This is a genomic window from Methylogaea oryzae (genome assembly GCF_019669985.1).
In the GTDB taxonomy this organism is placed as follows: Bacteria; Pseudomonadota; Gammaproteobacteria; order Methylococcales; family Methylococcaceae; genus Methylogaea; species Methylogaea oryzae.
In genome coordinates, this window is the sequence record NZ_AP019782.1 from 3,785,131 (window position 1) to 3,810,418 (window position 25,288).

The window sequence follows — 25,288 nt, forward strand, 5'->3', positions numbered from 1 at the left end:
GCGCACTCTCCCCAACGGACAACCCCCGATCCCCAATAGGGCGGTTGAGTCCGACGACGATCACCCTTTATCACCCCACCCGCCACGTCCATGAATCTGACCGATCTCAAGCGTAAACCCGTACCCGAACTCATCCAGATCGCCGAGTCCCTCGAAATCGAAGGCGTCGCCCGCGCCAAGAAACAAGACCTGCTGTTCGCCATCCTCAAAAAGCTGGCCAAGAACGGCGACGACATCTACGGCGACGGCGTGCTGGAAATCCTCCCCGACGGTTTCGGCTTCTTGCGCGGCGGCGACATGTCCTTCCAGGCCGGCCCCGACGACATCTACGTCTCCCCCAGCCAGATTCGCCGCTTCAGCTTGCGCACCGGCGACACCATCTCCGGCAAGATACGGCCGCCGAAGGACAACGAGCGCTATTTCGCCATGCTCAAGGTGGAACAGATCAACTACGAGCCGCCGGAAAACGCCAAGCACAAGATCAACTTCTCCAACCTCACCCCCCTCTTCGCCAACCAGCGCTTCGGCCTGGAACTGGGCAACGGCTCCTCGGAAGACCTCACCGCCCGCGTCATCGACCTCATCGCCCCCATCGGCAAAGGCCAGCGCGGCCTGATCGTCTCGCCGCCCAAGGCCGGCAAAACGATGATCATCCAGAACATCGCCCAGTCCATCGCCGAAAAGAATCCCGAGGTATACCTGATCGTGCTGCTCATCGACGAGCGCCCGGAAGAAGTGACGGAAATGCAGCGCGGCGTGAAAGGCGAAGTGATCTCCAGCACCTTCGACGAACCGCCGGCCCGCCACGTGCAGGTAGCGGAAATGGTCATCGAAAAGGCCAAACGCCTGGTGGAACACAAGCGCGACGTGGTGATCCTGCTGGACTCCATCACCCGCCTGGCGCGCGCCTACAACACCGTGGTGCCGTCCTCCGGCAAGGTGCTCACCGGCGGCGTGGACGCCAACGCCCTGGAACGCCCCAAGCGCTTCTTCGGCGCCGCCCGCAACATCGAAGAAGGCGGCAGCCTCACCATCATCGCCACCGCCCTGGTAGACACCGGCAGCCGCATGGACGAAGTGATCTACGAAGAATTCAAAGGCACGGGCAACATGGAGTTGCACCTGGAGCGCAAGCTGGCGGAAAAGCGCGTCTACCCCGCCATCAACATCAACCGCTCCGGCACCCGCCGCGAAGAATACCTGGTGGAAGAAAGCGAACTGCAAAAAGCCTGGATCCTGCGCAAAATCCTCCAGCCCATGGACGAAATGGCCGCCAGCGAATTCCTGCTGGGCAAGCTGAAAGACACCAAGACCAATGCCGAATTCTTCAACATGATGAAGAAGTAGGCGGGGCTTCCATCCCGAAACGATCAAGGGCGCCTCAGGGCGCCCTTTTTTGTTGCACCCCATCGTTTCCACGCTGCAGCGTGGGAACGATGCCATGCAGAGCGTGTGTATGACTCAATACCACGCGCGCAACACCGGCTTCGACCGTGCTGCCAACGAAATCGCCGATCGCAAGCCCAGTTCGCTTTTCCGTCCCATAATCCCTGGCCTACACGCACGTAAGCCAGGGATTACAGACGCAACAACGGGTACGCCATACAATCGAACCCGCCGTAGCGCCTTTCTTGATAACAGGGCTTCGGATCGTGCTAAACGGAATCCGTATAGTACCGGTATACCAGATTCTGTTTAATCAATTGTTAGGCAAACATATGAGCTGCATACTCCGTGCTGGCGGCAAAGGCGTTGATGTGGATGCGCTGCTTAGCCAAATATCAATGGCGCCTGATTCTATTTGGCGCAGTGGTGAACAGCGTTATCCCAAGAGCGCCACAAACCAAAAGACAAATGAGCATTCTGGCGTGCGCTTTTTGGCAAGCGGTGCGGAGTTTTCGGAGTTCCGAAAGCAGATTGAAGAAGCTACAGCGTTTCTCCGTGAGAACCAGAACGATATAAGGGGCCTCATGGCTTTTCCAGGTGTCGAAGGGGTGGTACTGGACTTTGGCGCCGAGATTCATCCGCCGGGGTGCGCATCGTTCACCTTCCCGCCTGAGCTATCCGCAATCGCTGGAAATCTGGGCCTTTCGTTGTGCTTATCGGTGTACCCGGTGGATGAAGAGGCCGAAGATGCCTAACCATCGGCTCCAGGCGACGCACAAAGCGCGTCACCTTTTGTTCGTTCAGGCCCTGGGCGCGGCGCTTGTGCGCGCGCCTGAGCCGAAGCGTTAGAGCCATGAAGCCACGTCTTCGCAAGCACCCCAACTTGGACCATGGCCTTCGTTTGCTGAAGGTCCAATGGTGGCGATTGCCGGATTACCGTATCTGGTGGCATATGCGAGCAATTACTGGAAGAGAGCATTTGCATGCACGGCGAAAGGATTACCGCGAGCTGCCCTGCGCCCCATTACTTCGTAGACGCAGAATTGAACTGGCAAGCTATTTCGCCGCGCAGGGATTGGCTATTGATCCGGCGCTGCTCCGACATACTCTGCCTCAAGGTCCTTCAGGGTATTGGCTTGAAAACATCTGTCCCAACCAGGTAGGGTACGCATTGCGTACCACGATTCAAGGAACTGCAATATGCATCGCACCGGCCGTGCCACGCGAAACGGTGCACTCATGAAACCTCCGCATGTCCGTGTCGCGGAATGGTACGCGATGCGTACCCTCGGATTGCCCGCCGCAACTCGTTAGCCGCATTCGAAAGTCGCGCCGTAGACTCGCACGCGCTGGAGGCAGGGAGCGAACACGTATAACATTCGCCCGACGGCGCGGGCCGGACCCGTTCCATTAGCTCCACACCAACCCACGCGGTATTCGCTTCGTGCACCCTTGTCCCACATCCCCAATCGGCGTGTACGACTCCGGCGTAGGCGGCGTTTCCGTTTTGCGCGCGCTGCGCGCGGCCTTGCCGGACGAGTCGTATGTCTACGTCGCCGACAGCCGCCATGCGCCGTATGGCGACCGGGATCAGGCCTTTCTGGAAGCCCGGGCGCAAGACATCTTCGGCTTTTTTGCCCATCAGCGGGTTAAGGCGGTGGTGCTGGCCTGCAATACCGTCAGCGTGGCGGCGGCGGCGTCGCTGCGTGCCGCCTATCACTTGCCCGTGGTCGCCATGGAGCCGGCCATCAAGCCGGCCACCCGGATGACGCGCTCCGGCACGGTGTTGGTGCTGGCCACGGCCTACACCATCCAAAGCCCGTCCGTCGCCCGGCTGTGCCGGACCTTCGCCGGCGAGACCCGCGTGATGCTGCAAGCCTGTCCGGGATTGGCCGAGCAAGTGGAGCGCGGGCAGTTTGCCGCCCGGTCGACTTACGAGCTGCTGGAGAGCTATGTCCGGCCCGGCGTCGACACGGGCGCCGATACCATCGTGCTCGGTTGCACCCATTACGCCTTCCTGGCGCAGCAGATTGCCGAGGTGGCGGGGCCCGGCGTTTCCATCATCGAACCTTCCCCGGCCATCGCCCGGCAGCTGGAATTTCGCTTGCAGGGCCTACGCGCCGAAGCCGGCGCAGGCCGGCAGCGGACGGCGTTTTATACGTCGGGCCGTGTGGAGGACCTGCGCGCTTTCCTAAGCATGGTGGGCGAGGAGGAAGCGGAAGTCTCGGCCATGGGCGATTGGACATAGGCCGCGTTGACGATAGGAACCGCATCGTTCGCGATCGATGCGGTTCGCCGACTCACCGCATCCTAAGTCCCGGAATCGGCAACGGCGCGACTTTATTTACAAGGACAACCCCACCCGCCGCCTGGCGTCCAGGCAGTTGGCGCTGCCCAGGGTGAAGTCCCGGCAGGTGCGGGGACGGTCCGGGTAAATCTCGCAGCGGTAGCTTTCCGTGGCCGCCCGGCCGCCGGCCAGGGCGGCGCAGCGCTCGCCTTCGCGGCGCAGCTTGTGGCGCTCCCCGTCCTTGAGCACCCAATCCGGCCGGCGTTTCAGCACCGCTTCGCGCGGCCCCACTTCCACCGCCTGGTAAGCCTCGCGGCAGCAGGCACCGCAGGTGAGGCAGTCCAGTTCGGCGGCCGGCTCCCAGCGGGCGCAGGCCGGCGCGTCTTCCGCCAGGCGGGCCTTGGGGGCGTGGCGGCAGCGGCGGTGCGCCCGTTCCATAAAGCTCCAGGCGCAATCGGCGCAACCGTGGCCGGCGTGATAGGCCGCCACGGCTGCGTGACCGGCCGGATGCGGCGGCGGCGGCGCGGCGACGGTGCTCCACAACGACGGCAACCCCTCGCCGCCGGCTTCCCTGGGCACTGCGGCGGCAATGGCGGCGCTGGCCGCCAGGGCGTCCCGCAGCGGACCGGCCCAGCGCGGCAAGGACGCCCGCCAGGCGGCCAATCGGCCCGCCACGCAACTGCGCTCGCGCCGGCCGCCGGCCTCGACCGGGGCATAGAAAGGATCGGCCGGCAGCGAGTCCCAAAAGCTCACGCGGTAGTCGGTGGTGGGGGCGAAAAAATCCCGCAGGCCGACGGAATCGGCCAAGTAGGCCTGCAAGCGCAGACAGGCATGCTCCCGCCACGGATCGCCGCCGACGCGGGTGTTGTCCAGGCCCCAGTCCGGCTTGCGCTCGTTGTCCTCGCCCTGCACCAGGGCGTGGCACAGCTCGTGGAAGATCATCTGCGCCAGGGAATCGTCCGGATCCAGGGTTTCGTCGCTGCCGATGAAGACGGTGCCGCTGCCGTCGGTGGAGGCGTAGGCCTCCGGCGAGCGGGCGATGCGGAAGCCGATGCGCTCGGCGCAAACGATCCACACCCGCGCCAGGGGATCCTCGTAGCGGTGGGAGGGACGGCGCACGAACTCCATCAGTCGATGCCCAGCTGGCTCCACAGCTCGTCCACCCGCCGTTTCACGCCCGCCGCCATGGCGATGGGCGTGCCCCATTCGCGGTGGGTTTCCCCGGGCCACTTGTTGGTGGCGTCCAGGCCGGCTTTGGAGCCCAGGCCCGACACCGGCGAGGCGAAGTCCAAATAATCGATGGGGGTGTTTTCCAGGATAGTGATGTCCCGCGCCGGGTCCATGCGGGTGGTGATGGCCCAGATGACGTCGTTCCAGTCGCGCACGTTGACGTCGTCGTCGGTGACGATGACGAATTTGGTGTACATGAACTGGCGCAGGAACGACCACACGCCCAGCATGACCCGTTTGGCGTGGCCGGGGTACTGCTTCTTCATGCTCACCACCGCCATGCGGTAGGAGCAGCCTTCCGGCGGCAGGTAGAAATCGACGATTTCCGGGAACTGCTTCTGCAGGATCGGCACGAACACCTCGTTGAGCGCGACGCCGAGGATGGCCGGCTCGTCCGGCGGGCGGCCGGTGTAGGTGCTGTGGTAGATGGGGTTTTCCCGCTGGGTGATGCGCTCCACGGTGAACACCGGGAAGCTTTCCACCTCGTTGTAGTAGCCGGTGTGGTCGCCGAACGGGCCTTCCGGCGCCATCTCATCGGGATAGATGAAACCTTCCAGGATGATTTCCGCGCCGGCCGGGGCCTGCAAGTCGCTGAGCTGGCACTTCACCACCTCGGTCTTGCTGCCGCGCAACAGGCCGGCGAAGGCGTATTCGCTCAAAGGATCGGGAATGGGCGTCACCGCCGCCAGGATGGTGGCGGGATCGGCGCCCAGGGCCACCGCCACCGGGAACGGCTCGCCGGGACGGGCCTGTTGCCACTCGCGGAAATCCAGCGCGCCGCCGCGGTGGGCCAGCCAGCGCATGATGGTTTTATTTTTGCCGATCACCTGCTGGCGGTAGATCCCCAGGTTCTGCCGGTCCTTGTGCGGGCCTTTGGTGATGACCAGCGCCCAGGTGATGAGCGGGCCGGCGTCGCCCGGCCAGCAGGTCTGGATCGGATAGTTGCCCAGGTCGATCTCGTCCCCTTGCAGGATCACTTCCTGGCAGGGCGCGTGGCGCAGTTCCTTCACCGGCATGTTCAGCACCTGCTTGAAGGCCGGCAGCTTGTCGAAGGCGTCGGAAATGCCCTTGGGCGGATCGGGCTCCTTGAGGAAGGCCAGCAGCTTGCCCACCTCGCGCAAGGCGTCCACGGATTCCGCGCCCATGCCCAAAGCCACCCGGTGCGGCGTGCCGAATAGGTTGCCCAGCAGCGGCACGTCCGTGCCCTTGCAGCGCTCGAACAGCAGCGCCGGGCCTTGCTTGCGCAGGGTGCGGTCGCAGATTTCGGTGATTTCCAGCACGGGGTCCACTTCGTGGAACACCCGTTTCAACTCGCCCAGCTTTTCCAGTTGGGCGATGAAGTCGCGCAGGTCGCGGTATTTCATGGATGGCTTTCGAGATGGAGGGATGGAGGCAATCTATGCGGCAAGGCCCTGAGCTTGCCGGCGCAAAGCATAACCCAGCCGGCCAGGAAAAGCCGCGGCGAACGGGCTTTAGAATTCCTTGGCAGGCGCTGCCCGGCGCCTCACAGCCAGCAAAATCCCCAGCGCGATCAACAACACCCACACCACCGGCCCGTCGCCGTAGCGCACATAGGGCGTGGCGCCGGAGCGGGGTTCGATGTCGGCAGTGAGCACGGCCGATTCGAACTGGGGCAGCTGCTTCACCACCTTGCCGTCCGGGCCGATCACCGCCGTCACGCCGGTGTTGGTGGCGCGCAGCATGTAGCGGCCGGTTTCCAGGGCACGCATGCGGGCCATTTGCAGGTGCTGGTGGGGAGCGATGGAGTCGCCGAACCAGGCGTCGTTGCTGACGTTGACCAGATAAGCGGCTTCCGGCAATCCGACGCGGCCCTCGTTGCCGAAGGCGTCTTCGTAGCAAACCGTCGCCATCAACGGCCAGCCGCCGGCCTGCAACAACGGCTGGCGGGCGTCGCCGGCGCTGAAGTCGGACAAGGGGATTTGCAGTATGTCCAGGATGAAGCCCAATACCGGCTTCAAGGGAAGAAACTCGCCGAACGGCACCAGGTGACGCTTGCGGTAGGCGGCCGGCCTGTCGCCGCCGATGCTGACCAAGCCGTTGTAATACTGCGGACCGCCGTCGGCGTCGCCCACCGGCACGCCCACCAGCAAGCTGCTCTCGTGCAATTTGGCGGCTTCGGTCAGCCGCGCGAAGAACGTGTCGGCCAATTGGTGGTAAAAAGCCGGCACGGCGGTTTCCGGCCAAACGATGACCTTGGCGTCCCAATGATCCTCGGTCAGCTCCACGTAGCGCTCCAGGATGCGCCACTGCTGGCCCGGCACGAACTTGAGCTGCTGGGCGATATTGCCCTGCACCAGGGCCACCGGCAAAGCCGGTCCGGCGGGCTCGGTCCACTGGCCGGCGGGCAGCTTGGCGGCCGCTAGGCACAGCAGGCCGGCGGCAATCGGCCACAGGCGGCGGCCGGTGCCCGGCAGGCAGACGAACGCGGCCAGTCCCGCCGCCACCATCGCCGCCAGACAGCCAACGCCGTACACGCCGGCCAAGGGCGCCAGCTTGCCCAGGGGGCTGGACACCTGGCTGTAGGCGATTTGCAGCCAAGGAAAGCCGGTGAGGAACCAGCCGCGGAACCATTCGACCAGCACCCACAGCAGCGGCGACAAGGCCAGCAGGTTCAGCGCCGGGCGGGCCGTGCTCCAGCGCCGGCTCAGATAGCCGGCCAAAGCCGGGTACAGCGCGAAAAACGCCACGAACAGGGCGGTAAGCAAACCGGCGGCGAAGGGGCTGGCGCCGCCGAATTCGTGCATGGACACGTAGACCCACGACACGCCGAAACCGAACTGGCCCAGGCCGAACAAATAGCCGCGCCAGGCGGCGCGCTTGGGGCTGGCCCCATGCCAGACGGCGAACAGCACCGCCAGGGCGGCGACGGCCAGCCAGCTTTGTTCGTAGGGGGCGAAGGCGAAAGGAAAAGCCAGACCGGCCGACAAGGCCAGGAGGTCGATGAGGCGGCGCTGGGCCGTGGTAGGGAAGGGCATTTTGTTGTGCACGCGGGGTTACGATAATTCGGCGGGAAGGCAGGGGGCGCACCCTTGCCTGTATCGGCGGAACCGCTGTCGCGTTCCGCCCTACGATTTCAGCCGCTTCCCTCTTCGTTTTCCGGCTCGTCCAGCACCCGCAGCTTGAGCAAATGGCAGCGGCGGTTGTCGGCGCGCAGCACTTCGAAGCGATAGCGGCCCAGGGTGATTTTGTCGCCGCGCTTGGGGACGCGGGCGGCTTGGTGGACGATGAGGCCGCCGATGGTGTCGAACTCTTCGTCGGACAGGTCGGCGCTGAAATACTCGTTGAAGTCCTCCACCGGCGTCAGGGCTTTCACCGTGTACTCGTTCTCGCCGCGGCGCAGGATGTAGTCCTCGTTGTCGAAATCGTATTCGTCGACGATGTCGCCGACGATCTGCTCCAGCACGTCCTCGATGGTGACCAGCCCCGCGGCGTTGCCGTATTCATCCACCACGATGGCCATGTGGTTGCGGGTGGAGCGGAACTCCCGCAGCAGCACGTTGAGCCGCTTGCTTTCCGGCACGAACTGGGCCTGGCGCATCAGCTCGCTGGCGAGGATGCCGGGGTTCTTCATGCCGTGGGCCAACAGGTCTTTCACCAGCAGCACGCCCACCACTTCGGCGCGGTCTTCGCCGATGACGGGATAGCGGGAATGGGCGGTTTCGATGATGAGGGGGTAAAGGGTTTCCAATTCCGCGTCTTGCGGCACCACCACCATTTGCGCGCGGGGAATCATGATGTCGCGCACCCGCAGCTCCGACATTTGGAACACGCCCTCGATCATGGAGAGGGCTTCGGGCTCGATAAGGTGGCGCTTCTGGGCGTCGCGCAGTACGTCGATGAGGTCTTGCCGGTCCTTGGGCTCGCCGGTCAGGTATTGGGCGAAGCGTTCCACCCAGGTTTTGGTTTCGCCGCTACTGTGTGATTGGTCGTCGCTCATGATGATGGATCCCTACGCGTAAGGGTCTGAATATCCCAAAGACTGCAAGATGCGGATTTCCTCGGCCTCCATGACCTCGGCCTCCGCATCGTCCATATGATCGTAGCCTAGCAGGTGCAGCACGCCGTGCACGGTCATGTGCGCCCAGTGGGCCTCGGCCGGCTTGTCTTGCTCGGCCGCCTCCCTTTCCACCACCGGCGCGCAGATCACCAGATCGCCGATATGGCTGCAGGGCACGCCGGGTGGGGCTTCGAAAGGAAAGCTCAGCACATTGGTGGGGTAATCCTTGCCCCGGTATTCGCCGTTCAACTCGGCCGATTCCGTCTCGTCCACCACGCGGATCACCAGCTCGGCCTCGTCGCGCTTGTCTTGCAGGGCGGCCTCCGCCCACTGGCGGAAACGGGCTTCGCCGGGCACCTGCGCGCCGTCGCAAGCCAGCTGTATTTCCAAATCGATCATGGCCGCGGCGGCTCCGATTCGTCCTTATCCCGCCCCCGGTCGCCGTATGGGGAAGGCGGATTGGCTTGCTCGTAGGCCTCGTAGGCGGTGACGATGCGCTGCACCAGGGGGTGGCGCACCACGTCCTCGGCGCCGAAAAAGGTGAAGCTGATGCCTTCCACCTTGCGCAGCACTTCCACCACCTGGCGCAGGCCCGATTGCTTGTGGCGCGGCAGGTCGATCTGGGTGATGTCGCCGGTGATGACCGCGGTGGAGCCGAAGCCCACCCGCGTCAGGAACATCTTGATCTGCTCGACGGTGGTGTTCTGCGCTTCGTCCAGGATGATGAAGGCGTCGTTCAAGGTGCGGCCGCGCATGAAGGCCAGGGGCGCCACTTCGATGACGTTGCGCTCCTGCAATTTCGCCACCCGCTCGAAGCCGAGCATCTCGTACAGGGCGTCGTAGAGCGGGCGCAAATAGGGATCGACCTTCTGCGCCATATCGCCCGGCAAAAAGCCCAGCTTCTCGCCCGCTTCCACCGCCGGGCGGGCCAGGATCAAGCGCCGCACCCGGTCCCGCTCCAGGGCTTCCACGGCGCAGGCCACGGCCAGGTAGGTCTTGCCGGTGCCGGCCGGGCCGATGCCGAAATTGATGTCGTTGTGGCGGATATTGCGCAAATAGGTCTGCTGGTTGGCGCCGCGGGCGCGGATGATGCCGCGCTTGGTGTGGATGGACAGCAGCTCGCCGCCTTCCAGTTGCGCCTCGTCCTTTTCCATGAGGCGCTGCACGGAGGATTCCTGCAGGGACAAATGCACCCGTTCCGGCGTGATGGCCTCGTCGCGGCTGGCGGCGTAAAGGTCTTCCAGCACCTTGCCGGCGGCGCTGGCCGACTCCCTGGAACCGATCACCTGGAACTGGTTGCCCCGGCTGGCGATTTCCACGCCCAGGCGCCGCTCGATCTGGCGCAAATGCTCGTCCAGCGGGCCGCACAAATTGGCGAGCCGCTCGTTGTCGGCGGGCTCCAGGGTTAAATTGACTGCGTTGGGATGGCTGGTCATAAATGCGAGGGAAGCGCCGGGAAGGGCTTTGCCTTATCCCGGCCTGCGGACAACAAGGGTAGTGGGCGGTTCACGGTATGCGTTTTAGAGTGCCGCCGCATGCCGATCCACCAATTCCGCCACGGACGACTCCACCAACCGGCCGCGCAGGGAGTTGGGCAGGGCGTCGGTGATGAGCACGTCGACGAAATGGCCGACCAGGCGCGGATGGCCTTCGAAATTCACCACCCGGTTGTTTTCGGTGCGGCCACTGAGCTCATGCTCGTTCTTGCGCGAAGCGCCTTCCACCAACACCCGCTGCACCGTGCCGACCATGTTGCGGGAAATGGCCGCCGCCATGTCGTTGATGCGCGCCTGCAAGCGGGCCAAGCGGGCCTTTTTCACCTCCGCCGGGGTGTCGTCGGGCATATCCGCCGCCGGCGTGCCGGGGCGAGGGCTGTAGACGAAGCTGTAGGAATGATCGTAGCCCAGCTCCTCGATGAGGCTCATGGTGTCTTCGAAGTCTTCTTCGGTTTCGCCGGGGAAACCGATGATGAAATCCGACGACAGGCTGATATTGGGACGCACCGCCCGCAGCTTGCGGATGGTCTCGATGTAGTCGGCGCGCTGGTGGCCGCGCTTCATCGCCGCCAGGATGCGGTCGCTGCCGCTTTGCACCGGCAGGTGCAAATGGTCCACCAACTGCTGGATTTCGCCGAAGGCCTCGATGAGGGCGTCGGTGAATTCGATGGGGTGGGAAGTGGTGAAGCGGATGCGGTCGATACCCGGCACCGCCGCCACGTAGTGCAGCAGCAGGGCGAAGTCGGCGATGTCGCCGTCCGCCATGGCGCCGCGGTAGGCGTTGACGTTTTGCCCCAGCAGATTCACCTCGCGCACGCCCTGCTTGGCCAGGGCGGTGATCTCGGCGATCACGTCTTCCAGCGGCCGGCTCACTTCCTCACCGCGCGTATAGGGCACCACGCAGAAAGTGCAGTATTTGCTGCAACCCTCCATCACCGACACAAGGGCTTTCGGCCCTTCCGAGCGCGGCTGCGGCAGGCAATCGAATTTCTCGATTTCCGGGAAAGTCACGTCCACCACGGCGCGGCGCTGCTCCTTCACCTCGTCCAGCATGGCCGGCAGGCGGTGCAGGGTTTGCGGGCCGAACACCATGTCCACGTAAGGCGCCCGCTCGCGCAGGGCAGCCCCTTCCTGGCTGGCGACGCAGCCGCCGACGCCGATGACCACGCCGGGGCGTTTTTCCTTCAAGGCGCGCCAGCGGCCCAGCTCGGAGAAGACTTTCTCCTGGGCTCGCTCGCGCACGGAACAGGTGTTGAGCAGCAGCACGTCGGCCTGGGCCGGATCGTCGGTCAGCTCCAGATCATGGGTTTCGCCGAGCAAATCCCGCAGCTTGGCGGAATCGTACTCGTTCATCTGGCAGCCGTAGGTTTGGATGAATAGCTTGCGGGTCATGGATGGCACGCGGTCAAGCGTGCGGAGTTCGGGAAGATGGGGCATTTTAACAGATTTCCCGCAGTGTCTCCTAAGAGCCCGGCCGAGGGTGCGGGTTCAGCGCTGATTCCAGGCCGAGTCCAGCAGCTCGATCCAATGCCGCACCGGCCGTGCCGCGCCGGACTGCAGATGGGTCAAGCAGCCGATGTTGGCGGTGGCGATGCACTCCGGCTGTCCGGCCTCCAGGGCCGCCAGCTTCTGTTCCAGCAATTGTTGCGACAGCCGCGGCTGCAATAGCGAATAGGTGCCGGCCGAGCCGCAGCACAGATGGGCGTCGGCCACGGGCGCCAGGTCGAAACCCAACCGGCGCAGCACGCTTTCCGTCACGCCGTTGAGCTTTTGCCCGTGCTGCAGGGTGCACGGGGAGTGGAAAGCGACGGTACGCGGCTCGACGGCCAGGCCGTCGAGATTTTCCGCCGCCAGCACCTCAACGATGTCCTTGGCCAGCGCACCGACGCGGGCGGCCTTGTCGGCGTAGGCCGGATCACGGCGCAGCAGATGGCCGTATTCCTTCACCATCGCGCCGCAGCCGGAAGCGTTGACCACCACGGCTTCGGCGCCGCTTTCCAACAGGGGCCACCAGGCGTCGACATTGCGCCGCGCAAAATCCAGCGCTTCGTCCTGGGCCGACAAATGCTGGCTCAAGGCGCCGCAGCAACCCGCCTCGGGCGCCACCACGGCGGAAATGCCCAGCCGGTCCAGCACCCTGGCCGTGGCGGGATTGATGTCGGGCGCCAGCGCCGGCTGCACGCAGCCTTGCAGCAAAATGACGCGGCGGGCATGGCGCAGCGGCGGCCAGGCGCCAGCCGGACTCGCGGCCGGCAACTTGGCCTGCAGCCGGGACGGTAACACCGGCTTCAGCCCGCGCGCCAGGGCCAACACGGCACCGAAACGGCGGCGGTAAGGCAGCACGGTTCTCAGCAAAAGGCGGAATGATTTGTCCAGCCAGGGCCGCCCTACTTTTTCCTCCACCACCTGCCTGCCGATGTCCAGCAAGCGGCCGTACGCCACTCCGGAAGGACAGGCGGTTTCGCAGGAACGACAGGTGAGGCAGCGGTCCAAACGGATTTGGGTGGAAGCCGTCGGCGCCTCGCCTTCCAGCACCTGCTTGATGAGATAAATGCGCCCGCGCGGCCCGTCCCGCTCGTCACCCAGCAAGCGGTAGGTGGGACAAGCGGCCGTGCAGAAACCGCAGTGCACGCAACGGCGCAGGATGGCCTCGGCCTCCTCCCCCTGCGGGGTGTTTTTGATGAAATCGGCGAGATGGGTTTGCATGGCAAGGGCTAGCGGATCAAGCGGATGTCCAGGCCGGCATCCAGGCCGATCCAGCTGCGGTCCGCCGTTAACACTGGAGCGGCAAGCTCCAGGCCCAGCGCCAGGCAGGCGCGGTCGCCAAGCGACAGTCCCCTGGCTTGGGTTTGCTGCCAGAGCATGGCCGCTCGGTCGGCCTGGCTGGCGGTGAAGGGCGCGACGGTGAGCCCCATTTCGACCATATCGCCCAGCATCCCTTCCACGTTGGCGCCTTTGTGCAGGGATTTTTGAACGACCTCGGACCAATTGACGGCGGACATGACGGCACCGTTCAACACCGTCCCGACACTGTCGCCGCCCACTTCGCCATGCAACCAAGCCAGCAGGGCAGAGGCGTCCAGCACCACGGTCATGCGGAGGTTTCCCGGCGAGCTTCGGTGCGGCGTTCGGCGATAAGTTCTTCGGCCAGGTTGACGTCTGGCGGAATATGGGCGAAACGCGCCCGTACGCGCTTCTCGACGGCTTCGCGGCGTTCCAGCACCAGGCTTTCGCCCACCAGCCGGGCCACTAGCCGGTCGCCGGTTTCCAGGTGCAGCGCTTTGCGCAGTTCGGCCGGGATGACCAATCGCCCTTGGGCACCCACTTGAATCTCGTTGCTAAGCAGAGAGGCTGTCATGGCTGTAGTCTCGTGGCACTTTGATGGCAATTGTGGCACGCCATGCAGTTGCGTGCCACATGCCGGTAAGCATTACGGGTAGATGCGGCCTGGGTTGAGGACGCCCACCGGGTCGAAGGCTAGTTGCAGGCGCCGGTGCAGGGCCATGAGAGATTCCGGCAGGGGCTGGAAGACTTGGTCGGCCGGGGCTTGCGGGCGGAACAGGGTGGCGTGGCCGCCGGCGGCGGCTGCGGCGGCAAACACGGTTGCGTGGGGAGCATCGGTTTTCAGCCAGCGTTGCGCGCCGCCCCAGTCGTACAGCCATAGACCGGGCAAGTCCAGGGGCGGGGTGGCGGGGGCCAGGGACAAGCGCCACAGGTCGCCGGGTGATTGGAAAAAATTCAGGCGCTGTTCGCGCAAGTTCTCCCAAAAGCCGTTGTCCATGGTTTCTCCCTCCAGTTGCCGGCAAGCGGCGGCCACCGCCTCGGCCGCGCCGGACAGGCGCAAGTGCAGCACGCCGTGATCGCAAGCCATGGCGGAAAACGGCAAGGGGCCGGCGGCGTGGCGGTTCATGGCGGCGATGGCCTCGGTGGCGGACATGGACAGGCGCAGGGTGGTTTCCGCTTCCGGTTGGGGCAGCACTTTGAGGGAAATTTCCAGCAGCACGCCCAGGGTTCCGTGGGCGCCGGCCATGAGGCGGGAGACGTCGTAGCCGGCCACGTTTTTCATCACTTCGCCGCCGAAGCGCAGGATTTCGCCCTTGCCGTTGAGGATTTTCACCCCCAGCACGAAGTCGCGCACCGAGCCGCTATAGGGCCGGCGCGGCCCCGAAAGGCCGCAGGCGACGGTGCCGCCCAGGGTGGCGCCGGGGCCGTGGTGGGGCGGTTCGAAGGCCAGCATCTGGCCGTGTTGGGCCAACGCCGCTTCGATTTCCGCCAGGGGCGTGCCGGCGCGGGCGGTGAGCACCAGTTCGGAGGGCTCGTAGTGCAGGATGCCGCGGTGTCCGGCGACGGGCAAAGCCTCGCCCGCCAGCGGGCGGCCGAGGAAGGCTTTGCTGCCGGAGCCTAGAATCGCCAAGGGCCGGTGGTGGCGATAGGCCTGTTCCACCGCCGCCTGCAATTCGGCGCTGATGTCTTGCTGTTTGCTCATGGGCTGGTTTTTTTCCATAGTTCCCACGGTCTCCGTGGGAATGCATCGGGTGACGCTTTGCGTCACAGGCCGCGCAGCGGCCCTGGCGGCGTTCCCACGCGGGAGCGTGGGAACGATGCATTGTTCAACATCAAAATCGTTCCAGATCGCTATGGGGCAGTTCGCCGCCGTGTATATGCATGCGGCCGAATTCGGCGCAGCGGGCCAGGGTGGGGATGGCTTTGCCGGGGTTGAGCAGGCCCTGGGGGTCGAAGGCGGCTTTCACTGCGTGAAATTGCTCCAATTCCGCGCTGCCGAACTGCACGCACATCTGGTTGATCTTTTCGATGCCGACGCCGTGCTCGCCGGTGATGGTGCCGCCGGCGGCGACGCAGGCTTCCAAAATCTGGCCGCCCAGGTCTTCCGCCTTGTCCAGGTCGCCCGGCCGATTGGCGTCGTAGAAGATCAGCGGGTGCAGATTGCCGTCGCCGGCGTGGAAGACGTTGGCTACCCGCAGGCCGAATTGCTTGGAAAGCTCGGCGATGCGGCCAAGCACCTCCGCTAGGCGCTTGCGGGGAATGGTGCCGTCCATGCAGTAATAGTCGGGCGACAGCCGGCCCACCGCCGGGAAGGCCGACTTACGGCCGGCCCAGAAGCGCTGGCGCTGTTCGGCACCGGCGGCCAGCCGCACTTCCGTCGCGCCGGCTTGCTGCAAAATCCGCCGCGCCCGCTCGGTTTCCGCCGCAACCTGTTCCTCCGTGCCGTCCAGCTCGCACAGCAAGATGGCGCCGGCTTCCACCGGATAGCCGGCGTGGACGAAGGCCTCGGTGGCGCGGATGGACAGGTTGTCCATCATTTCCAGCCCGGCGGGGATGAGGCCGGCGGAAATCACCGCCGCCACGGCGTGGCCGGCCTGTTCCTCGCTGGCGAAAGCCGCCAACAGCGTCTGCACCGCGGGCGGTTTGGGCAGTAGCCGCACGGTGGCTTCCACCACCACGCCCAGCATGCCTTCCGAGCCCATGGCCAGGGCCGGCAGGTCGTAGCCTGGGCCGTCCAGGCCGCTGCCGCCCAGGGTCAGCAATTCGCCGTCCATAGTCAGCATTTTCACTTGCTGGACGTTGTGCACGGTGAGGCCGTATTTCAGGCAGTGCACGCCGCCGGAGTTCTCGGCGATGTTGCCGCCGATGGTGCAGGCGATTTGCGAGGACGGGTCCGGCGCGTAGTAAAGCCCGAAGGGCGCGGCCGCTTCGGAAATCGCCAGATTGCGCACGCCGGGCTGGACGCGGGCGGTGCGGTTGGCGGGGTCGATTGCCAAAATGCGGTTGAGCTTGGACAGCACCAGCAGCACGCCGTTGTCCAACGGCAGGGCGCCGCCGGCCAGGCCGGTGCCGGCGCCGCGCGCCACCACCGGCACGCCGTTGGCGTGGCACAGCCGCAACAGCGTTTGCGCCTGCTCCACGGTTTCCGGCAACACCGCCAGCCAGGGCAGCCGGGTGTAGGCGGACAGGCCGTCGCATTCGTACACGCGCAGGTCTTCCTGCCGATGCAGGACGCAGTTCTCCGGCAGGAAGGCGTGCAGTTCGGCGAGGAACAGGTCGCGGTCGCAGCCGTGCGGCACGCGCTCGGACGGATGGGGTCGATGCGCCATGCTCAGCGGTTTCGTTCCGCCGACAAGAACAATCGGTGCAGCAGCATGCCCGCCACGAAGCCGCCTATGTGCCCCCACCAGGCCACGTCGGCATAGGGCTGGGCCATGGGGTCGAAGGTGGTGGCTTTGTAGAGCTGGATGATCACCCACAGGCCGACGAAAGCGATGGCGGGGATTTCGGCGAACAGCGGCAGCAGGAAAATGGGGAACCACAGCACGATGCGGGCGTTGGGATAGAGGAAATAGAACGCCCCCATGATGCCGGCGATGGCGCCCGAGGCGCCCACCGTGGGGATGGCGGAGCTGGCGTTGAAAACGATGTGCATGGCGCTGGCCAGCAGGCCGCAGGCAATGTAGAACGCCACAAAGCGGGCGCCGCCCATGCGGTCTTCCACGTTGTCGCCGAAAATCCACAGCAGCCACATGTTCAGCACCAGATGCAGCCAGCTGCTGTGCACGAACAGGCTGACGAGGAACGGGCTGAAGTCGTTGGGCGGAAATCCCGCCAGGGCGGCCCAGTCCGGGTGGGTGTAGCGGCCGGGCACCAGGCCGTACAGCTGGAAAAACACGTTGCGCTGGGGCTCGTCCAGCAAAAACTGGGTGCCCAGGAACACCGCCGTGTTGAGCCCGATCAAGGTCCAGGTCATCCACGGCGTATACCGGCAGGATATATTGTCTCGGTAAGGGATCATGGCGGGCCGGCTTTATCGCTGAAAGGGGAGAGGGCCTGTTCGGGCAAGGCCCGGCCGATTGTACGACAGCGGCGGCGCTTTGGGCCACGCTTGGCGCGGCGACGGTTTTGCACTACTGTGGCGTCGCGAAATTCCTTCGCCACACCGGCCATCAACCCAATCCATCGCCATGACCCAGCCAGCCAAACCGACCGACCCCCTGCAGTTGTTCCGTTTTTGCCCCCAGTGCGGCCAAGAGGGCCTGCAAGTCCGCCAAGTGCGCTCCCTCAACTGCCCCGCCTGCGGCTTCCGCTACTTCATCAACAGCGCCACCGCCGTGGGCGGCTTCATTTTCCACGGCGACAAAATCATCGTGGCGGTGCGGGGAGAGGAGCCGCAAAAGGGCAAGCTGGATTTGCCCGGCGGTTTCGTGGAGTTCGACGAGGCGGCGGACGAAGGCCTGCGGCGGGAAATTTTCGAGGAGCTGCAAATCGAAGTCACGGACGTGGCCTACCTGGGCTCGTCCCCCAACGAATATCTGTTCTCCGGCGTGACCTACAAAGTCACCGATATCTTCTACACCTGCCGGGCCGACGACATCAGCAAAATCCGCCCCCACGACGATGTGGCCGAATTCCGCCTGATGGATCCCCGCGACGTGGATCCCGCCGACTTATCGTTCCCTTCGGTACGCGCCGCCTTCGCCATGCTGCTGGCGCGGCTCTAGCCGCTTAATGCCCGCCGCCGGCGTCGGCGGCAGCAGCGGTTTTGCTTACCCAGGGCGTCAGCAGCAGCGCCAGGAAAAAAATCAGGCCGAGGATGTGGAACAGGGTATTGAGCGTGAGCACCTCGGCTTCCCGCAGCACCAAGCCATAAAGCTGCTTCAGCGCGGCCGACTCGCCGTTCGGCAGGCCGGCCGCGGCCAAGCGTTCCTGCAAGGCGGCCAGCAGGGATTGCGCCTGGGGCGAACCGGGCGTCACCGATTCGCGCAACATCGCGTAGTGTTCCTTGTTCAACTGGATCATCAGGGTATTGGCCACCGCCAAACCGATGGCCCCGCCCAGGTTGCGCATCAGGTTGTACAGCCCGCTGGCATTTTTCACCTCCTCCGGCGGCAAGCTGCCCAAGGCCAGGGAATTGATCGGCAGGAAACAGAACATGAGGGAAAAGCCCCGCAGCGCTTGCGGCCAGAAGAACTCCCAGTAGCCGGACTCGTGGGACAGGCTTCCGTTCATCCAGCTTCCCGTGGCGAACCCCGTCAGCCCCAGGGCCAAGATTAGGCGCGAATCCAGGCGCTGGGCCAGCGGGCCGGCGACGAAGGCCGAAATGAACTGGAACGCGCCGGTGACCATGACGTACTGGCCAATCTGCAGGCTGTTCAGCCCCTTGACGCTGGCCAGGTACACCGGCATCAGGTACATCAGCGTGAACGAACCGATGCCGAGTATGAAGCTGAACAGGCAGCCCACGGCGAAGTTGCGGTTGCGGAAAGCCCACAGATCCACGATGGGATGGCCGATGGTGAGTTCCCGATGGAACATGGCGATGCCGGAGACCAGGGCGGCCAGGCTGAAAAACACTATCTCCCGGCTCTCGAACCATTGTTCGCGCACGCCCTCCTCCAACACGAACTGCATGCTGCCGAGAAAGGCGACGATGTAGAGGATGCCGAGAAAATCGATCTTCTCCAGCAACGCCCAGTCGGGCTCGTCCACCCGCACGAAGCGCCAAATCGCCAAACAGGCCAGCAACCCCGGCAACAGGTTGATGAGAAACAGCGCTTTCCAGGACACCACCTCGGTGAGATAGCCGCCCAATACCGGCCCCACGGTGGGCGCGACCATGACCACCACGCCGACCACGACGGTCATGGTCGGCTGCAAGCGCGCCGGGAACAGCGTGTAAATCACCGCCATGACGGTCGGTATCATCGCGCCGCCGAACACGCCCTGGAAGGCGCGGAACGCCACCATGGACGGCAGGTTCCAGGCCAGCACGCACAACAAGCTCATCAAGGTAAAGCCGCCGCAGGCCAGCACGAACAGGATGCGCGTGGAAAAGGCCCGCGCCAGCCAGCCGGACAGGGGAATGACGACCACTTCCGCCACCAGATAGGCGGTCTGCACCCAAGTGATTTCGTCCCGCGTCGCCGACAACCCCGCCTGGATCTGCTCCAGGGAGCTGGCGACGATTTGGATGTCCAAGATCGCCATGAAGACCCCCAGCACCATGGCGAAAAATCCCAGCCATTGCTGCGGGGTGAGCCGCCTTTCGGCCGCCGCGCCGTCGCCGGGGCCTGTGGTTGGAGAAGCCACCGCCATGCCGCGCTACTGCACGCGAACTTTGACCAGCGCCGACAGCCCGGGCCGCAAGCGGCTCAGGTCGGCGCCGGACCGGAAGAGGATCTTCGCCGGCACCCGCCGCACGATTTTGGTGAAATTGCCGCTGGCGTTTTCCGGCGGCAACAGGCTGAATTCGGCGCCGGAAGCCGGCGCGAAACTGTCCACCACGCCTTCGAAGCGGCTGTCGGGATAAGCGTCGACGCGAATATCCACCGGCTGCCCCGGCTGCATGCGCGCGATCTGGGTTTCCTTGAAATTAGCCTCAACGAACACCCCCTCGGCGGGAATCAAATAGGCCAGGACGCTGCCGGGCTGCACCAGCTGCCCGACCTGCACGCTGCGGTTGCCCAACACCCCGGCCATGGGCGCGACGATGCGGGTGTTGGCCAGGTCGATGCGGGCCAGCTCCAACGCGGCCTCGGCCATCTTCAGGCGGGCTTGGGACTCGCCGATTTGCGCGTCCAGGGAAGCCAAGCGGCTTTCCTCCTCCTGGCGCGCCGAGCGGGTTTTCTCCCGCTGGGCGCTGGCCTGCTTATGGGCGGAATCGGCCGCGTCGCGGGTTTGCGCCGATACCGCCCCGTCCGCCGCCAGATTGCCGAAGCGCTTCAAGTCCCTGGCCGCTTTTTCCAGATCGGCGTCCGCGGCGCGGATATTGGCCTCTTCCTGGCGAATTTTGGCGTCCTGGGAATGCTTGTCGGTTTCCAAAGTGCGGATACGCGCCGTTTCCGCCAGCACCTGCGCCTCGGCCTGGGCCACCCTGGCCTGGAAATCGTGGTCGTCGATCACCACCAGGAGATCGCCCGGCCGCACCCGCTGGTTGTCCTCGAACAGCACCTCCTTCACATAACCGCTCTCCTTCGGGCTGATCAGGCTCATATGCGCCTTCAGGTAGGCGTTGTCGGTGCTCTCGAAGGGACGCACGGCCGTCAGCCAATAGGCCACGCCCGCGCCTATAGCGGCGGTCACGGAGAGAAGTCCAAGAATGGCCTTGGGAGGCACGGAAAGACGCATGGGGTTCGGTTGCCTTACTAAACGGTGTAGTTTAGTCTAATCACCAATGCCCCCTCGGCGCAACCCGATACGATCCAGCGATCCCATGAGCACAGTCCCCACCCCCAAGCGCGCGGCCATACTGGACGCGGCCAAGCGCGTATTCATCGCCCACGGCTACAGCGGCGCCAGCATGGAAGCCATCGCCGAGGCCGCGCCGGTGTCCAAGCCCACGCTCTACAGCCACTTCAAGGGCAAGCAGGAACTGTTCGCCGCCGTGGTCGCCGGCCAATGCGAGGCCCTGCTCGGCACCCTCTCTCGCGCCCAGGCCGAGCAGCCGGATGCGCTGTCCGGCCTGAAAGCCGTCGCCCGCTCCTTCGTCGATCTCGTCTACGCGGAAGAAGCCTTGAGCCTCTACCGCATGATCGTCGCCGAACAACCGAAGTTTCCCGACCTGGGAACGCTGGTCTACCGCGCCAGCGCCGACCCCATACTGCACCGGCTGTCGTCCTACCTTACCGAGCTGCATGAAAGCGGCGCCCTGCGCATCCCCGACGTGGCCACCTCGAGCCGGCTGCTGACGAGCATGCTGAAAGGCGACGAACACTTCCGCTGCCTGATGGGGTTGCAGCCGGCCTTGAGCGAGGCGGAAAAAGAACGGCTGGTCGACGCCGCCGTCGATCTGTTCCTCAAAGGACACGGTTATGCGGCCTGAAGCCGGCTACTTGCTGCTGCTGTGCGGCCTGGCCGGCTGCACCGTCGGCCCCGATTACCGGGAACCCGCGGCCAGCGTTCCAGACCGCTGGCAAGCCGACCTGCAAGCAGCCGACGCATTGCGGCCGGTCGAGCGGGAATCCTTGAAGGACTGGTGGAAGCGTTTCGGCGACACCCGGCTGAACCGGCTGATGGACCTAGCCTTGACCGGCAACCTCGACCTGAAGATGGCCCTGGCCCGCGTCGGCCAGGCGCGCGCCGAACGCCGCGGCACCCGCGCGGAACTCTTCCCCAAGGTCGACGTGGCGGCGGACGCCCAGCGCAACGTAAACCCATTCCCCGGCTTCGCGCCCGGCCTCAAATTCAACCTGTTCGAACTGGGCTTCGACGCCCTGTGGGAAATCGACCTGTTCGGCCGCCAGCAACGCCGCCTGGAGGCGGCCTCCGCCGAGCTGGACGCGGCCACGGAGGACTACGCCCAAGCGCTGGTGACGCTGAGCGCGGACTTGGCGCGCGGCTACATCGACTACCGTAGCCTGCAGAACCAGCTGCGCATCACCCGCGCCAACCTGGAAGCGCAGCGGCACACGCTGAAACTGACGGAAAAACTCTTCAATGAAGGCGTCGGCACTCGCCACGACGTGGTGCGGGCGCGGGCGCAGACGGAAGGCACCGAAGCGCGGCTGCCCGCCCTGGAAGCCCAGCTGATCGCCGCCCAGCGGCAGCTGGAACTGCTGCTGGGCAAGCCACCCGGCGCCCTGGCGGCCGAGCTGGAAGCGCCGGCCGCCGTGCCGGTGGCCCAGGGCAGGGACATACTCGCCTCGCCGGCGGAAACCATCGGCCGCCGCCCGGACATCCGCATCGCCGAGCGCCGCCTCGCCGCCGCCACCGCCATGCAAGGCGCCGCCACCGCCGAACTGTTCCCGAAAGTGTCCCTGTCCGCCTTCCTCGGCCTGCGCAACACCGACATCGAATCCCTGTTCAAATCGGCCGCCTTCTCCTACGGCACCGCCGCCAATTTCATGCAGCCGCTGCTCAACTTCGGCCGCATCCGCGCCGGCATCGACCTGGCCGAAGCCAAGCAGCAGGAAGCCTACTTGGCCTACGAAAAAGCCGTGCTGGACGCCCTGCGGGAAACCGAAACCGCCATGACCCGCTACCTCAAGGAAGAAGTCCGTCGCCAAACCCTGGCCCTCTCGACGGCGGATTTGCGCGAATCGCTGCGGCTGGCGCAACGGCGCTACACCGAAGGGGTGGCCTCGTTCCTGGACGTGCTGGACGCCCAGCGCGACCTTTACGCCGCCGACATCGAACTGGCGCGTTCGGAAGCGGAAGCGTCGACGAATTTGATCGCCGTGTACAAGGCGCTGGGCGGCGGCGCGAACGCCGCGCCGCCGCATAATCCAGAAGGGACTTAGGCGCGCCTTCCGCGCCGATCGGCGGCAGGGGATGCGTACCCTGGCTGGCTGCGGCCCTTTTTGCGGGGACGGTGTTGGTTCAGAAACCGGCGCCGGGGAGATCCGTGCCGCAATCGACGGGGCGCCGAACGGAAACGCGATCCCGTCCGCCATGCGGCGCAAGGCCGTCGTCTACCGATAACGTTTCGCCATGCCGCTCAACGGAATCGCCTTGATCTTGCCGGCGTGCCCGGCGGAACCGAAAGCTTCGTAGCGCGTGCGGCAAAGCGCCTGCATGGCGTCTCGGGCCGCTTGATAGGTCTTGCGGGCGTCCAATTCCGAGGCATTTTCCGGCTGCGCCAAAAAGCGCCGCATGGCACCGGTGGAGGCCATGCGCAGGTCGGTGTCGATGTTGACCTTGCGCACGCCGTATTTGATTCCTTCGACGATTTCCTCGACCGGCACGCCGTAGGTCTCGGGAATTTCGCCGCCGTATTGGTTGATGACTTGCAGCCACTCCTGCGGCACCGAGCTGGAGCCGTGCATGACGAAGTGGGTGTTGGGCAAGCGTTGCTGCAAAGCCTTCAAACGGTCGATGACCAGCACTTCGCCGGTGGGCGGCTTGCTGAACTTATAGGCGCCGTGGCTGGTGCCGATGGCCACCGCCAAGGCGTCGACTTGGGTTTGCTTGACGAATTCCACCGCTTCGTCGGGATCGGTCAGCAAGCGGCTGTGGTCGGCATCCTGGCGGTTTTCCAGCGAACCCAGGCAGCCGATTTCGCCTTCGACGGATACGCCGCAAGCGTGAGCCATGTTCACCACGGTGCGGGTCACCGCCACGTTGTATTCGAAGGAAGCGGGCGTTTTCATGTCCTCCAGCAACGAACCGTCCATCATCACCGAGCTGAATCCCGATTGGATGGCTTGCGCGCACACGGCCGGCGAGGGCGCGTGGTCGCGGTGCATGACCAGGGGAATATGCGGGTATTGCTCGACGGCGGCGAGGATCAGGTGGCGGAGGAATACCTCGCCGGCATAGCGATTCGCGCCGGCCGAGCCTTGCATAATCACCGGGCTGTCGCAGGCGTCGGCCGCTTGCATGATGGCCTGGACCTGCTCCATGTTGCTCACGTTGAACGCGGGAACCGCAAAGCCCTGCTCGGCGGCGTAATCTAAAAGTTGTCGCAACGACACTAAAGCCATGATCGGCCCTCCTTAATTTCGGCGTTATTTTAAATCCTACCCTATCCCCTGGGCAGGTTGCGGCACGGCCGGCGCCGAAATTCGGCGGCACGCCGCCGGAAACGCCGTTATCGGCCCAGTGGTTTATAGTGTGCAGCCCCCGCGCGACGATGCGGCGCGGGGTTGAGCGATGCGGGCGCGCGCCGCGTCCCGTGGATGAACCAGTCCGACTGTCCTGAACCAGGGTTTTCCGTTATGAAATGGCCTTTTTTCTTCAAACGTTCCGCCGCCGACGACGGCCGGCTGGATAGCTACAAACGCATGCGGCGGGCGGGACGCGATCTCAACATGGCGCTCGCCAAACGGCTGCCCAAGGACGCGGTGCCCGAATTCGGCAAAAAACTCGGCCTTTTCAAGGCGGGTACGTTGATCCTGAACAACGACGACGAAATCGCAGTGCTGTACGACTATTGCCTGTACCACTACCGGCGCGGCAACAAGAACGTCATCGAACGCTTTCTCGAGCAATCCCCGCCCGCGGCGGACTCCTTGGACATGACGCTGTTGCAAGCCATGCTCCAGTCCCGTTTTTCGGCGTTCCGCATCGTAAGCATCACGCCGCGGCAAGGCGCCGTGCTGCTGGACCTGGTGCGCGGCGACACCCTGGAGCTGGTTGATCTCGGCATCGCGGAAACCGGCACGGTCGGCACGATCCTGGTCGGCAGGCTCTTGCCGCTGCCGGACTTCCACATGTCGACGGGAACCCTGATTCCCCTGTCGGAAGGGGAGTTCGCCGGCAGCATCGTGCCCATCATCGAAAAATTCCTGCCTGCGGGCGAAGACGGCCGCCGGCCCGCCATGTCGGCCACCCAGGAAGCCTCTTACGTCGGACGGGTGGTCAAGGAGACGCTCCGCGCCGGCGGCATGGAAAACGTGTTTTACAGCGACATGGAGCGCGTGGGCTGACACCGGCCGGCGCCGGCTCAAAGCCCCAGTTCGCTCAAGCCGGGGTGATCGTCGGGACGGCGCCCCAAAGGCCAACGGAACAGCCTTTCCCCTTCCTCGATCGGCAAGTCGTTGATGCTGGCGTAGCGCCGCTGCATCAGGCCGAACTCGTTGAACTCCCAGTTTTCGTTGCCGTAGCTGCGGAACCAGTGGCCGGAATCGTCGTGCCACTCGTAGGCGAAGCGCACGGCGATGCGATTGCCGGATGTCGCCCACAGCTCCTTGATGAGCCGGTAGTCCAGCTCCTTGGCCCATTTGCGTTGCAGGAAAGCGCGCACGGCCTCCCGTCCCACGGGAAACTCGCCGCGATTGCGCCAGCGGGTGTCTTCCGTATAGACCATCGCCACCCGGTCGGGGTCGCGGGAATTCCAGGCGTCTTCCGCCATGCGCACTTTTTGCGCGGCGGTCTCGGGCGTGAAAGGAGGCAGCGGCGGTTTGGTTTCCATGGTCGTTCTCC

At 64.9% G+C, this 25,288-nt stretch carries 24 protein-coding genes; 7 read left to right on the plus strand and 17 right to left on the minus strand.

The window, feature by feature from the left end; genetic code table 11:
• Window positions 1-90 precede the first annotated feature (90 nt).
• From rho to murI, 3 genes are all read left to right on the plus strand, one after another.
• The gene (rho, locus tag K5607_RS16870) at window positions 91-1,347 is read left to right on the plus strand and encodes a transcription termination factor Rho (RefSeq protein ID WP_054773614.1); all 1,257 of its coding nucleotides are present in this window, start codon (window positions 91-93) and stop codon (window positions 1,345-1,347) included.
• Between the two features lie 371 nt (window positions 1,348-1,718).
• Window positions 1,719-2,141: a hypothetical protein gene (locus K5607_RS16875; protein WP_221047704.1), complete on the plus strand. Its 423-nt coding sequence runs from the start codon at window positions 1,719-1,721 to the stop codon at window positions 2,139-2,141.
• 719 nt (window positions 2,142-2,860) lie between these two features.
• Window positions 2,861-3,634 (plus strand): glutamate racemase, encoded by a 774-nt coding sequence (gene murI, locus K5607_RS16880; RefSeq protein WP_246598910.1) that lies wholly within the window; start codon window positions 2,861-2,863, stop codon window positions 3,632-3,634.
• A 96-nt stretch (window positions 3,635-3,730) separates the two neighbouring features.
• On the opposite strand, the gene K5607_RS16885 is transcribed toward murI, so the two are convergent.
• The 13 genes from K5607_RS16885 to K5607_RS16945 form a co-directional block, all read right to left on the minus strand.
• Window positions 3,731-4,801 (minus strand): YkgJ family cysteine cluster protein, encoded by a 1,071-nt coding sequence (locus K5607_RS16885; RefSeq protein ID WP_246598911.1) that lies wholly within the window; start codon window positions 4,799-4,801, stop codon window positions 3,731-3,733.
• Entirely contained in the window at window positions 4,801-6,267 is a 1,467-nt protein-coding gene (ubiD, locus tag K5607_RS16890; RefSeq protein ID WP_221047706.1) for a 4-hydroxy-3-polyprenylbenzoate decarboxylase, read from the minus strand. The genes K5607_RS16885 and ubiD overlap by 1 nt, the downstream gene beginning before the upstream one ends.
• 108 nt (window positions 6,268-6,375) lie before the next feature.
• Window positions 6,376-7,911: an apolipoprotein N-acyltransferase gene (gene lnt, locus K5607_RS16895; RefSeq protein ID WP_246598912.1), complete on the minus strand. Its 1,536-nt coding sequence runs from the start codon at window positions 7,909-7,911 to the stop codon at window positions 6,376-6,378.
• A gap of 86 nt (window positions 7,912-7,997) precedes the next feature.
• The gene (locus K5607_RS16900; protein ID WP_054774072.1) at window positions 7,998-8,861 is read right to left on the minus strand and encodes a CorC family transporter; all 864 of its coding nucleotides are present in this window, start codon (window positions 8,859-8,861) and stop codon (window positions 7,998-8,000) included.
• A gap of 12 nt (window positions 8,862-8,873) precedes the next feature.
• Entirely contained in the window at window positions 8,874-9,320 is a 447-nt protein-coding gene (ybeY, locus tag K5607_RS16905) for an rRNA maturation RNase YbeY (RefSeq protein ID WP_221047707.1), read from the minus strand.
• Window positions 9,317-10,357 (minus strand): PhoH family protein, encoded by a 1,041-nt coding sequence (locus K5607_RS16910; protein WP_221047708.1) that lies wholly within the window; start codon window positions 10,355-10,357, stop codon window positions 9,317-9,319. Before K5607_RS16910 ends, ybeY begins: the two co-directional genes overlap by 4 nt.
• 84 nt (window positions 10,358-10,441) lie before the next feature.
• Window positions 10,442-11,809 carry a tRNA (N6-isopentenyl adenosine(37)-C2)-methylthiotransferase MiaB gene (miaB, locus tag K5607_RS16915; protein ID WP_221047709.1) on the minus strand — a complete coding sequence of 456 codons (1,368 nt, stop codon included), beginning with the start codon at window positions 11,807-11,809 and terminating at the stop codon, window positions 10,442-10,444.
• A 96-nt stretch (window positions 11,810-11,905) separates the two neighbouring features.
• On the minus strand, window positions 11,906-13,123 hold the full coding sequence (gene glcF / locus K5607_RS16920; RefSeq protein WP_221047710.1) for a glycolate oxidase subunit GlcF: 1,218 nt from the start codon (window positions 13,121-13,123) through the stop codon (window positions 11,906-11,908).
• An 8-nt stretch (window positions 13,124-13,131) separates the two neighbouring features.
• Window positions 13,132-13,512 carry a type II toxin-antitoxin system VapC family toxin gene (locus tag K5607_RS16925; protein WP_221047711.1) on the minus strand — a complete coding sequence of 127 codons (381 nt, stop codon included), beginning with the start codon at window positions 13,510-13,512 and terminating at the stop codon, window positions 13,132-13,134.
• Entirely contained in the window at window positions 13,509-13,775 is a 267-nt protein-coding gene (locus K5607_RS16930; protein ID WP_054774974.1) for an AbrB/MazE/SpoVT family DNA-binding domain-containing protein, read from the minus strand. Before K5607_RS16930 ends, K5607_RS16925 begins: the two co-directional genes overlap by 4 nt.
• A gap of 72 nt (window positions 13,776-13,847) precedes the next feature.
• Window positions 13,848-14,903 (minus strand): glycolate oxidase subunit GlcE, encoded by a 1,056-nt coding sequence (gene glcE, locus K5607_RS16935; RefSeq protein WP_221047712.1) that lies wholly within the window; start codon window positions 14,901-14,903, stop codon window positions 13,848-13,850.
• A 130-nt stretch (window positions 14,904-15,033) separates the two neighbouring features.
• Complete coding sequence (locus K5607_RS16940; RefSeq protein WP_221047713.1) at window positions 15,034-16,530, minus strand: FAD-linked oxidase C-terminal domain-containing protein; 1,497 nt, start codon at window positions 16,528-16,530, stop codon at window positions 15,034-15,036.
• 2 nt (window positions 16,531-16,532) lie between these two features.
• On the minus strand, window positions 16,533-17,222 hold the full coding sequence (locus K5607_RS16945; RefSeq protein WP_221047714.1) for a rhomboid family intramembrane serine protease: 690 nt from the start codon (window positions 17,220-17,222) through the stop codon (window positions 16,533-16,535).
• Window positions 17,223-17,391: 169 nt separating this feature from the next.
• Here K5607_RS16945 and K5607_RS16950 point away from each other — a divergent pair, with 169 nt between their 5' ends.
• A complete protein-coding gene (locus tag K5607_RS16950) occupies window positions 17,392-17,928 on the plus strand; it encodes an NUDIX domain-containing protein (protein ID WP_221047715.1) in 537 nt (178 codons plus the stop codon).
• 4 nt (window positions 17,929-17,932) lie between these two features.
• Here K5607_RS16950 and K5607_RS16955 read toward each other — a convergent pair whose 3' ends face one another.
• Together K5607_RS16955 and K5607_RS16960 are read right to left on the minus strand one after the other, a co-directional pair.
• Window positions 17,933-19,522, minus strand: coding sequence for a DHA2 family efflux MFS transporter permease subunit (locus tag K5607_RS16955; RefSeq protein WP_221047716.1), 1,590 nt, complete (start codon window positions 19,520-19,522; stop codon window positions 17,933-17,935).
• 6 nt (window positions 19,523-19,528) lie between these two features.
• Window positions 19,529-20,509: an HlyD family secretion protein gene (locus K5607_RS16960; protein ID WP_281427716.1), complete on the minus strand. Its 981-nt coding sequence runs from the start codon at window positions 20,507-20,509 to the stop codon at window positions 19,529-19,531.
• 130 nt (window positions 20,510-20,639) lie between these two features.
• Between K5607_RS16960 and K5607_RS16965 the strand changes: the two genes are divergently transcribed.
• Window positions 20,640-21,248 carry a TetR/AcrR family transcriptional regulator gene (locus tag K5607_RS16965; RefSeq protein ID WP_054774906.1) on the plus strand — a complete coding sequence of 203 codons (609 nt, stop codon included), beginning with the start codon at window positions 20,640-20,642 and terminating at the stop codon, window positions 21,246-21,248.
• A complete protein-coding gene (locus tag K5607_RS16970) occupies window positions 21,238-22,665 on the plus strand; it encodes an efflux transporter outer membrane subunit (RefSeq protein WP_221047718.1) in 1,428 nt (475 codons plus the stop codon). Before K5607_RS16965 ends, K5607_RS16970 begins: the two co-directional genes overlap by 11 nt.
• A 171-nt stretch (window positions 22,666-22,836) precedes the next feature.
• Here K5607_RS16970 and fba read toward each other — a convergent pair whose 3' ends face one another.
• Window positions 22,837-23,847, minus strand: coding sequence for a class II fructose-bisphosphate aldolase (fba, locus tag K5607_RS16975; RefSeq protein WP_221047719.1), 1,011 nt, complete (start codon window positions 23,845-23,847; stop codon window positions 22,837-22,839).
• A 234-nt stretch (window positions 23,848-24,081) separates the two neighbouring features.
• Between fba and K5607_RS16980 the strand changes: the two genes are divergently transcribed.
• The gene (locus K5607_RS16980) at window positions 24,082-24,792 is read left to right on the plus strand and encodes a DUF7986 domain-containing protein (RefSeq protein ID WP_054774870.1); all 711 of its coding nucleotides are present in this window, start codon (window positions 24,082-24,084) and stop codon (window positions 24,790-24,792) included.
• A gap of 17 nt (window positions 24,793-24,809) precedes the next feature.
• On the opposite strand, the gene K5607_RS16985 is transcribed toward K5607_RS16980, so the two are convergent.
• Window positions 24,810-25,277, minus strand: a complete 468-nt coding sequence (locus tag K5607_RS16985) for a nuclear transport factor 2 family protein (RefSeq protein WP_054774871.1) — start codon at window positions 25,275-25,277, stop codon at window positions 24,810-24,812.
• Between the last annotated feature and the right edge of the window lie 11 nt (window positions 25,278-25,288).

What these genes read in the sequence shown, in the direction of transcription:
- rho (WP_054773614.1), top strand. Translation starts at nt 91, where the DNA reads ATGAATCTGACCGATCTCAAGCGTAAACCCGTACCCGAACTCATCCAG.
- K5607_RS16875 (WP_221047704.1), top strand. Translation starts at nt 1,719, where the DNA reads ATGAGCTGCATACTCCGTGCTGGCGGCAAAGGCGTTGATGTGGATGCG.
- K5607_RS16885 (WP_246598911.1), bottom strand. Translation starts at nt 4,801, where the DNA reads ATGGAGTTCGTGCGCCGTCCCTCCCACCGCTACGAGGATCCCCTGGCG.
- ubiD (WP_221047706.1), bottom strand. Translation starts at nt 6,267, where the DNA reads ATGAAATACCGCGACCTGCGCGACTTCATCGCCCAACTGGAAAAGCTG.
- K5607_RS16900 (WP_054774072.1), bottom strand. Translation starts at nt 8,861, where the DNA reads ATGAGCGACGACCAATCACACAGTAGCGGCGAAACCAAAACCTGGGTG.
- ybeY (WP_221047707.1), bottom strand. Translation starts at nt 9,320, where the DNA reads ATGATCGATTTGGAAATACAGCTGGCTTGCGACGGCGCGCAGGTGCCC.
- K5607_RS16910 (WP_221047708.1), bottom strand. Translation starts at nt 10,357, where the DNA reads ATGACCAGCCATCCCAACGCAGTCAATTTAACCCTGGAGCCCGCCGAC.
- miaB (WP_221047709.1), bottom strand. Translation starts at nt 11,809, where the DNA reads ATGACCCGCAAGCTATTCATCCAAACCTACGGCTGCCAGATGAACGAG.
- glcF (WP_221047710.1), bottom strand. Translation starts at nt 13,123, where the DNA reads ATGCAAACCCATCTCGCCGATTTCATCAAAAACACCCCGCAGGGGGAG.
- K5607_RS16925 (WP_221047711.1), bottom strand. Translation starts at nt 13,512, where the DNA reads ATGACCGTGGTGCTGGACGCCTCTGCCCTGCTGGCTTGGTTGCATGGC.
- K5607_RS16930 (WP_054774974.1), bottom strand. Translation starts at nt 13,775, where the DNA reads ATGACAGCCTCTCTGCTTAGCAACGAGATTCAAGTGGGTGCCCAAGGG.
- glcE (WP_221047712.1), bottom strand. Translation starts at nt 14,903, where the DNA reads ATGAGCAAACAGCAAGACATCAGCGCCGAATTGCAGGCGGCGGTGGAA.
- K5607_RS16940 (WP_221047713.1), bottom strand. Translation starts at nt 16,530, where the DNA reads ATGGCGCATCGACCCCATCCGTCCGAGCGCGTGCCGCACGGCTGCGAC.
- K5607_RS16945 (WP_221047714.1), bottom strand. Translation starts at nt 17,222, where the DNA reads ATGATCCCTTACCGAGACAATATATCCTGCCGGTATACGCCGTGGATG.
- K5607_RS16950 (WP_221047715.1), top strand. Translation starts at nt 17,392, where the DNA reads ATGACCCAGCCAGCCAAACCGACCGACCCCCTGCAGTTGTTCCGTTTT.
- K5607_RS16955 (WP_221047716.1), bottom strand. Translation starts at nt 19,522, where the DNA reads ATGGCGGTGGCTTCTCCAACCACAGGCCCCGGCGACGGCGCGGCGGCC.
- K5607_RS16965 (WP_054774906.1), top strand. Translation starts at nt 20,640, where the DNA reads ATGAGCACAGTCCCCACCCCCAAGCGCGCGGCCATACTGGACGCGGCC.
- K5607_RS16970 (WP_221047718.1), top strand. Translation starts at nt 21,238, where the DNA reads ATGCGGCCTGAAGCCGGCTACTTGCTGCTGCTGTGCGGCCTGGCCGGC.
- fba (WP_221047719.1), bottom strand. Translation starts at nt 23,847, where the DNA reads ATGGCTTTAGTGTCGTTGCGACAACTTTTAGATTACGCCGCCGAGCAG.
- K5607_RS16980 (WP_054774870.1), top strand. Translation starts at nt 24,082, where the DNA reads ATGAAATGGCCTTTTTTCTTCAAACGTTCCGCCGCCGACGACGGCCGG.
- K5607_RS16985 (WP_054774871.1), bottom strand. Translation starts at nt 25,277, where the DNA reads ATGGAAACCAAACCGCCGCTGCCTCCTTTCACGCCCGAGACCGCCGCG.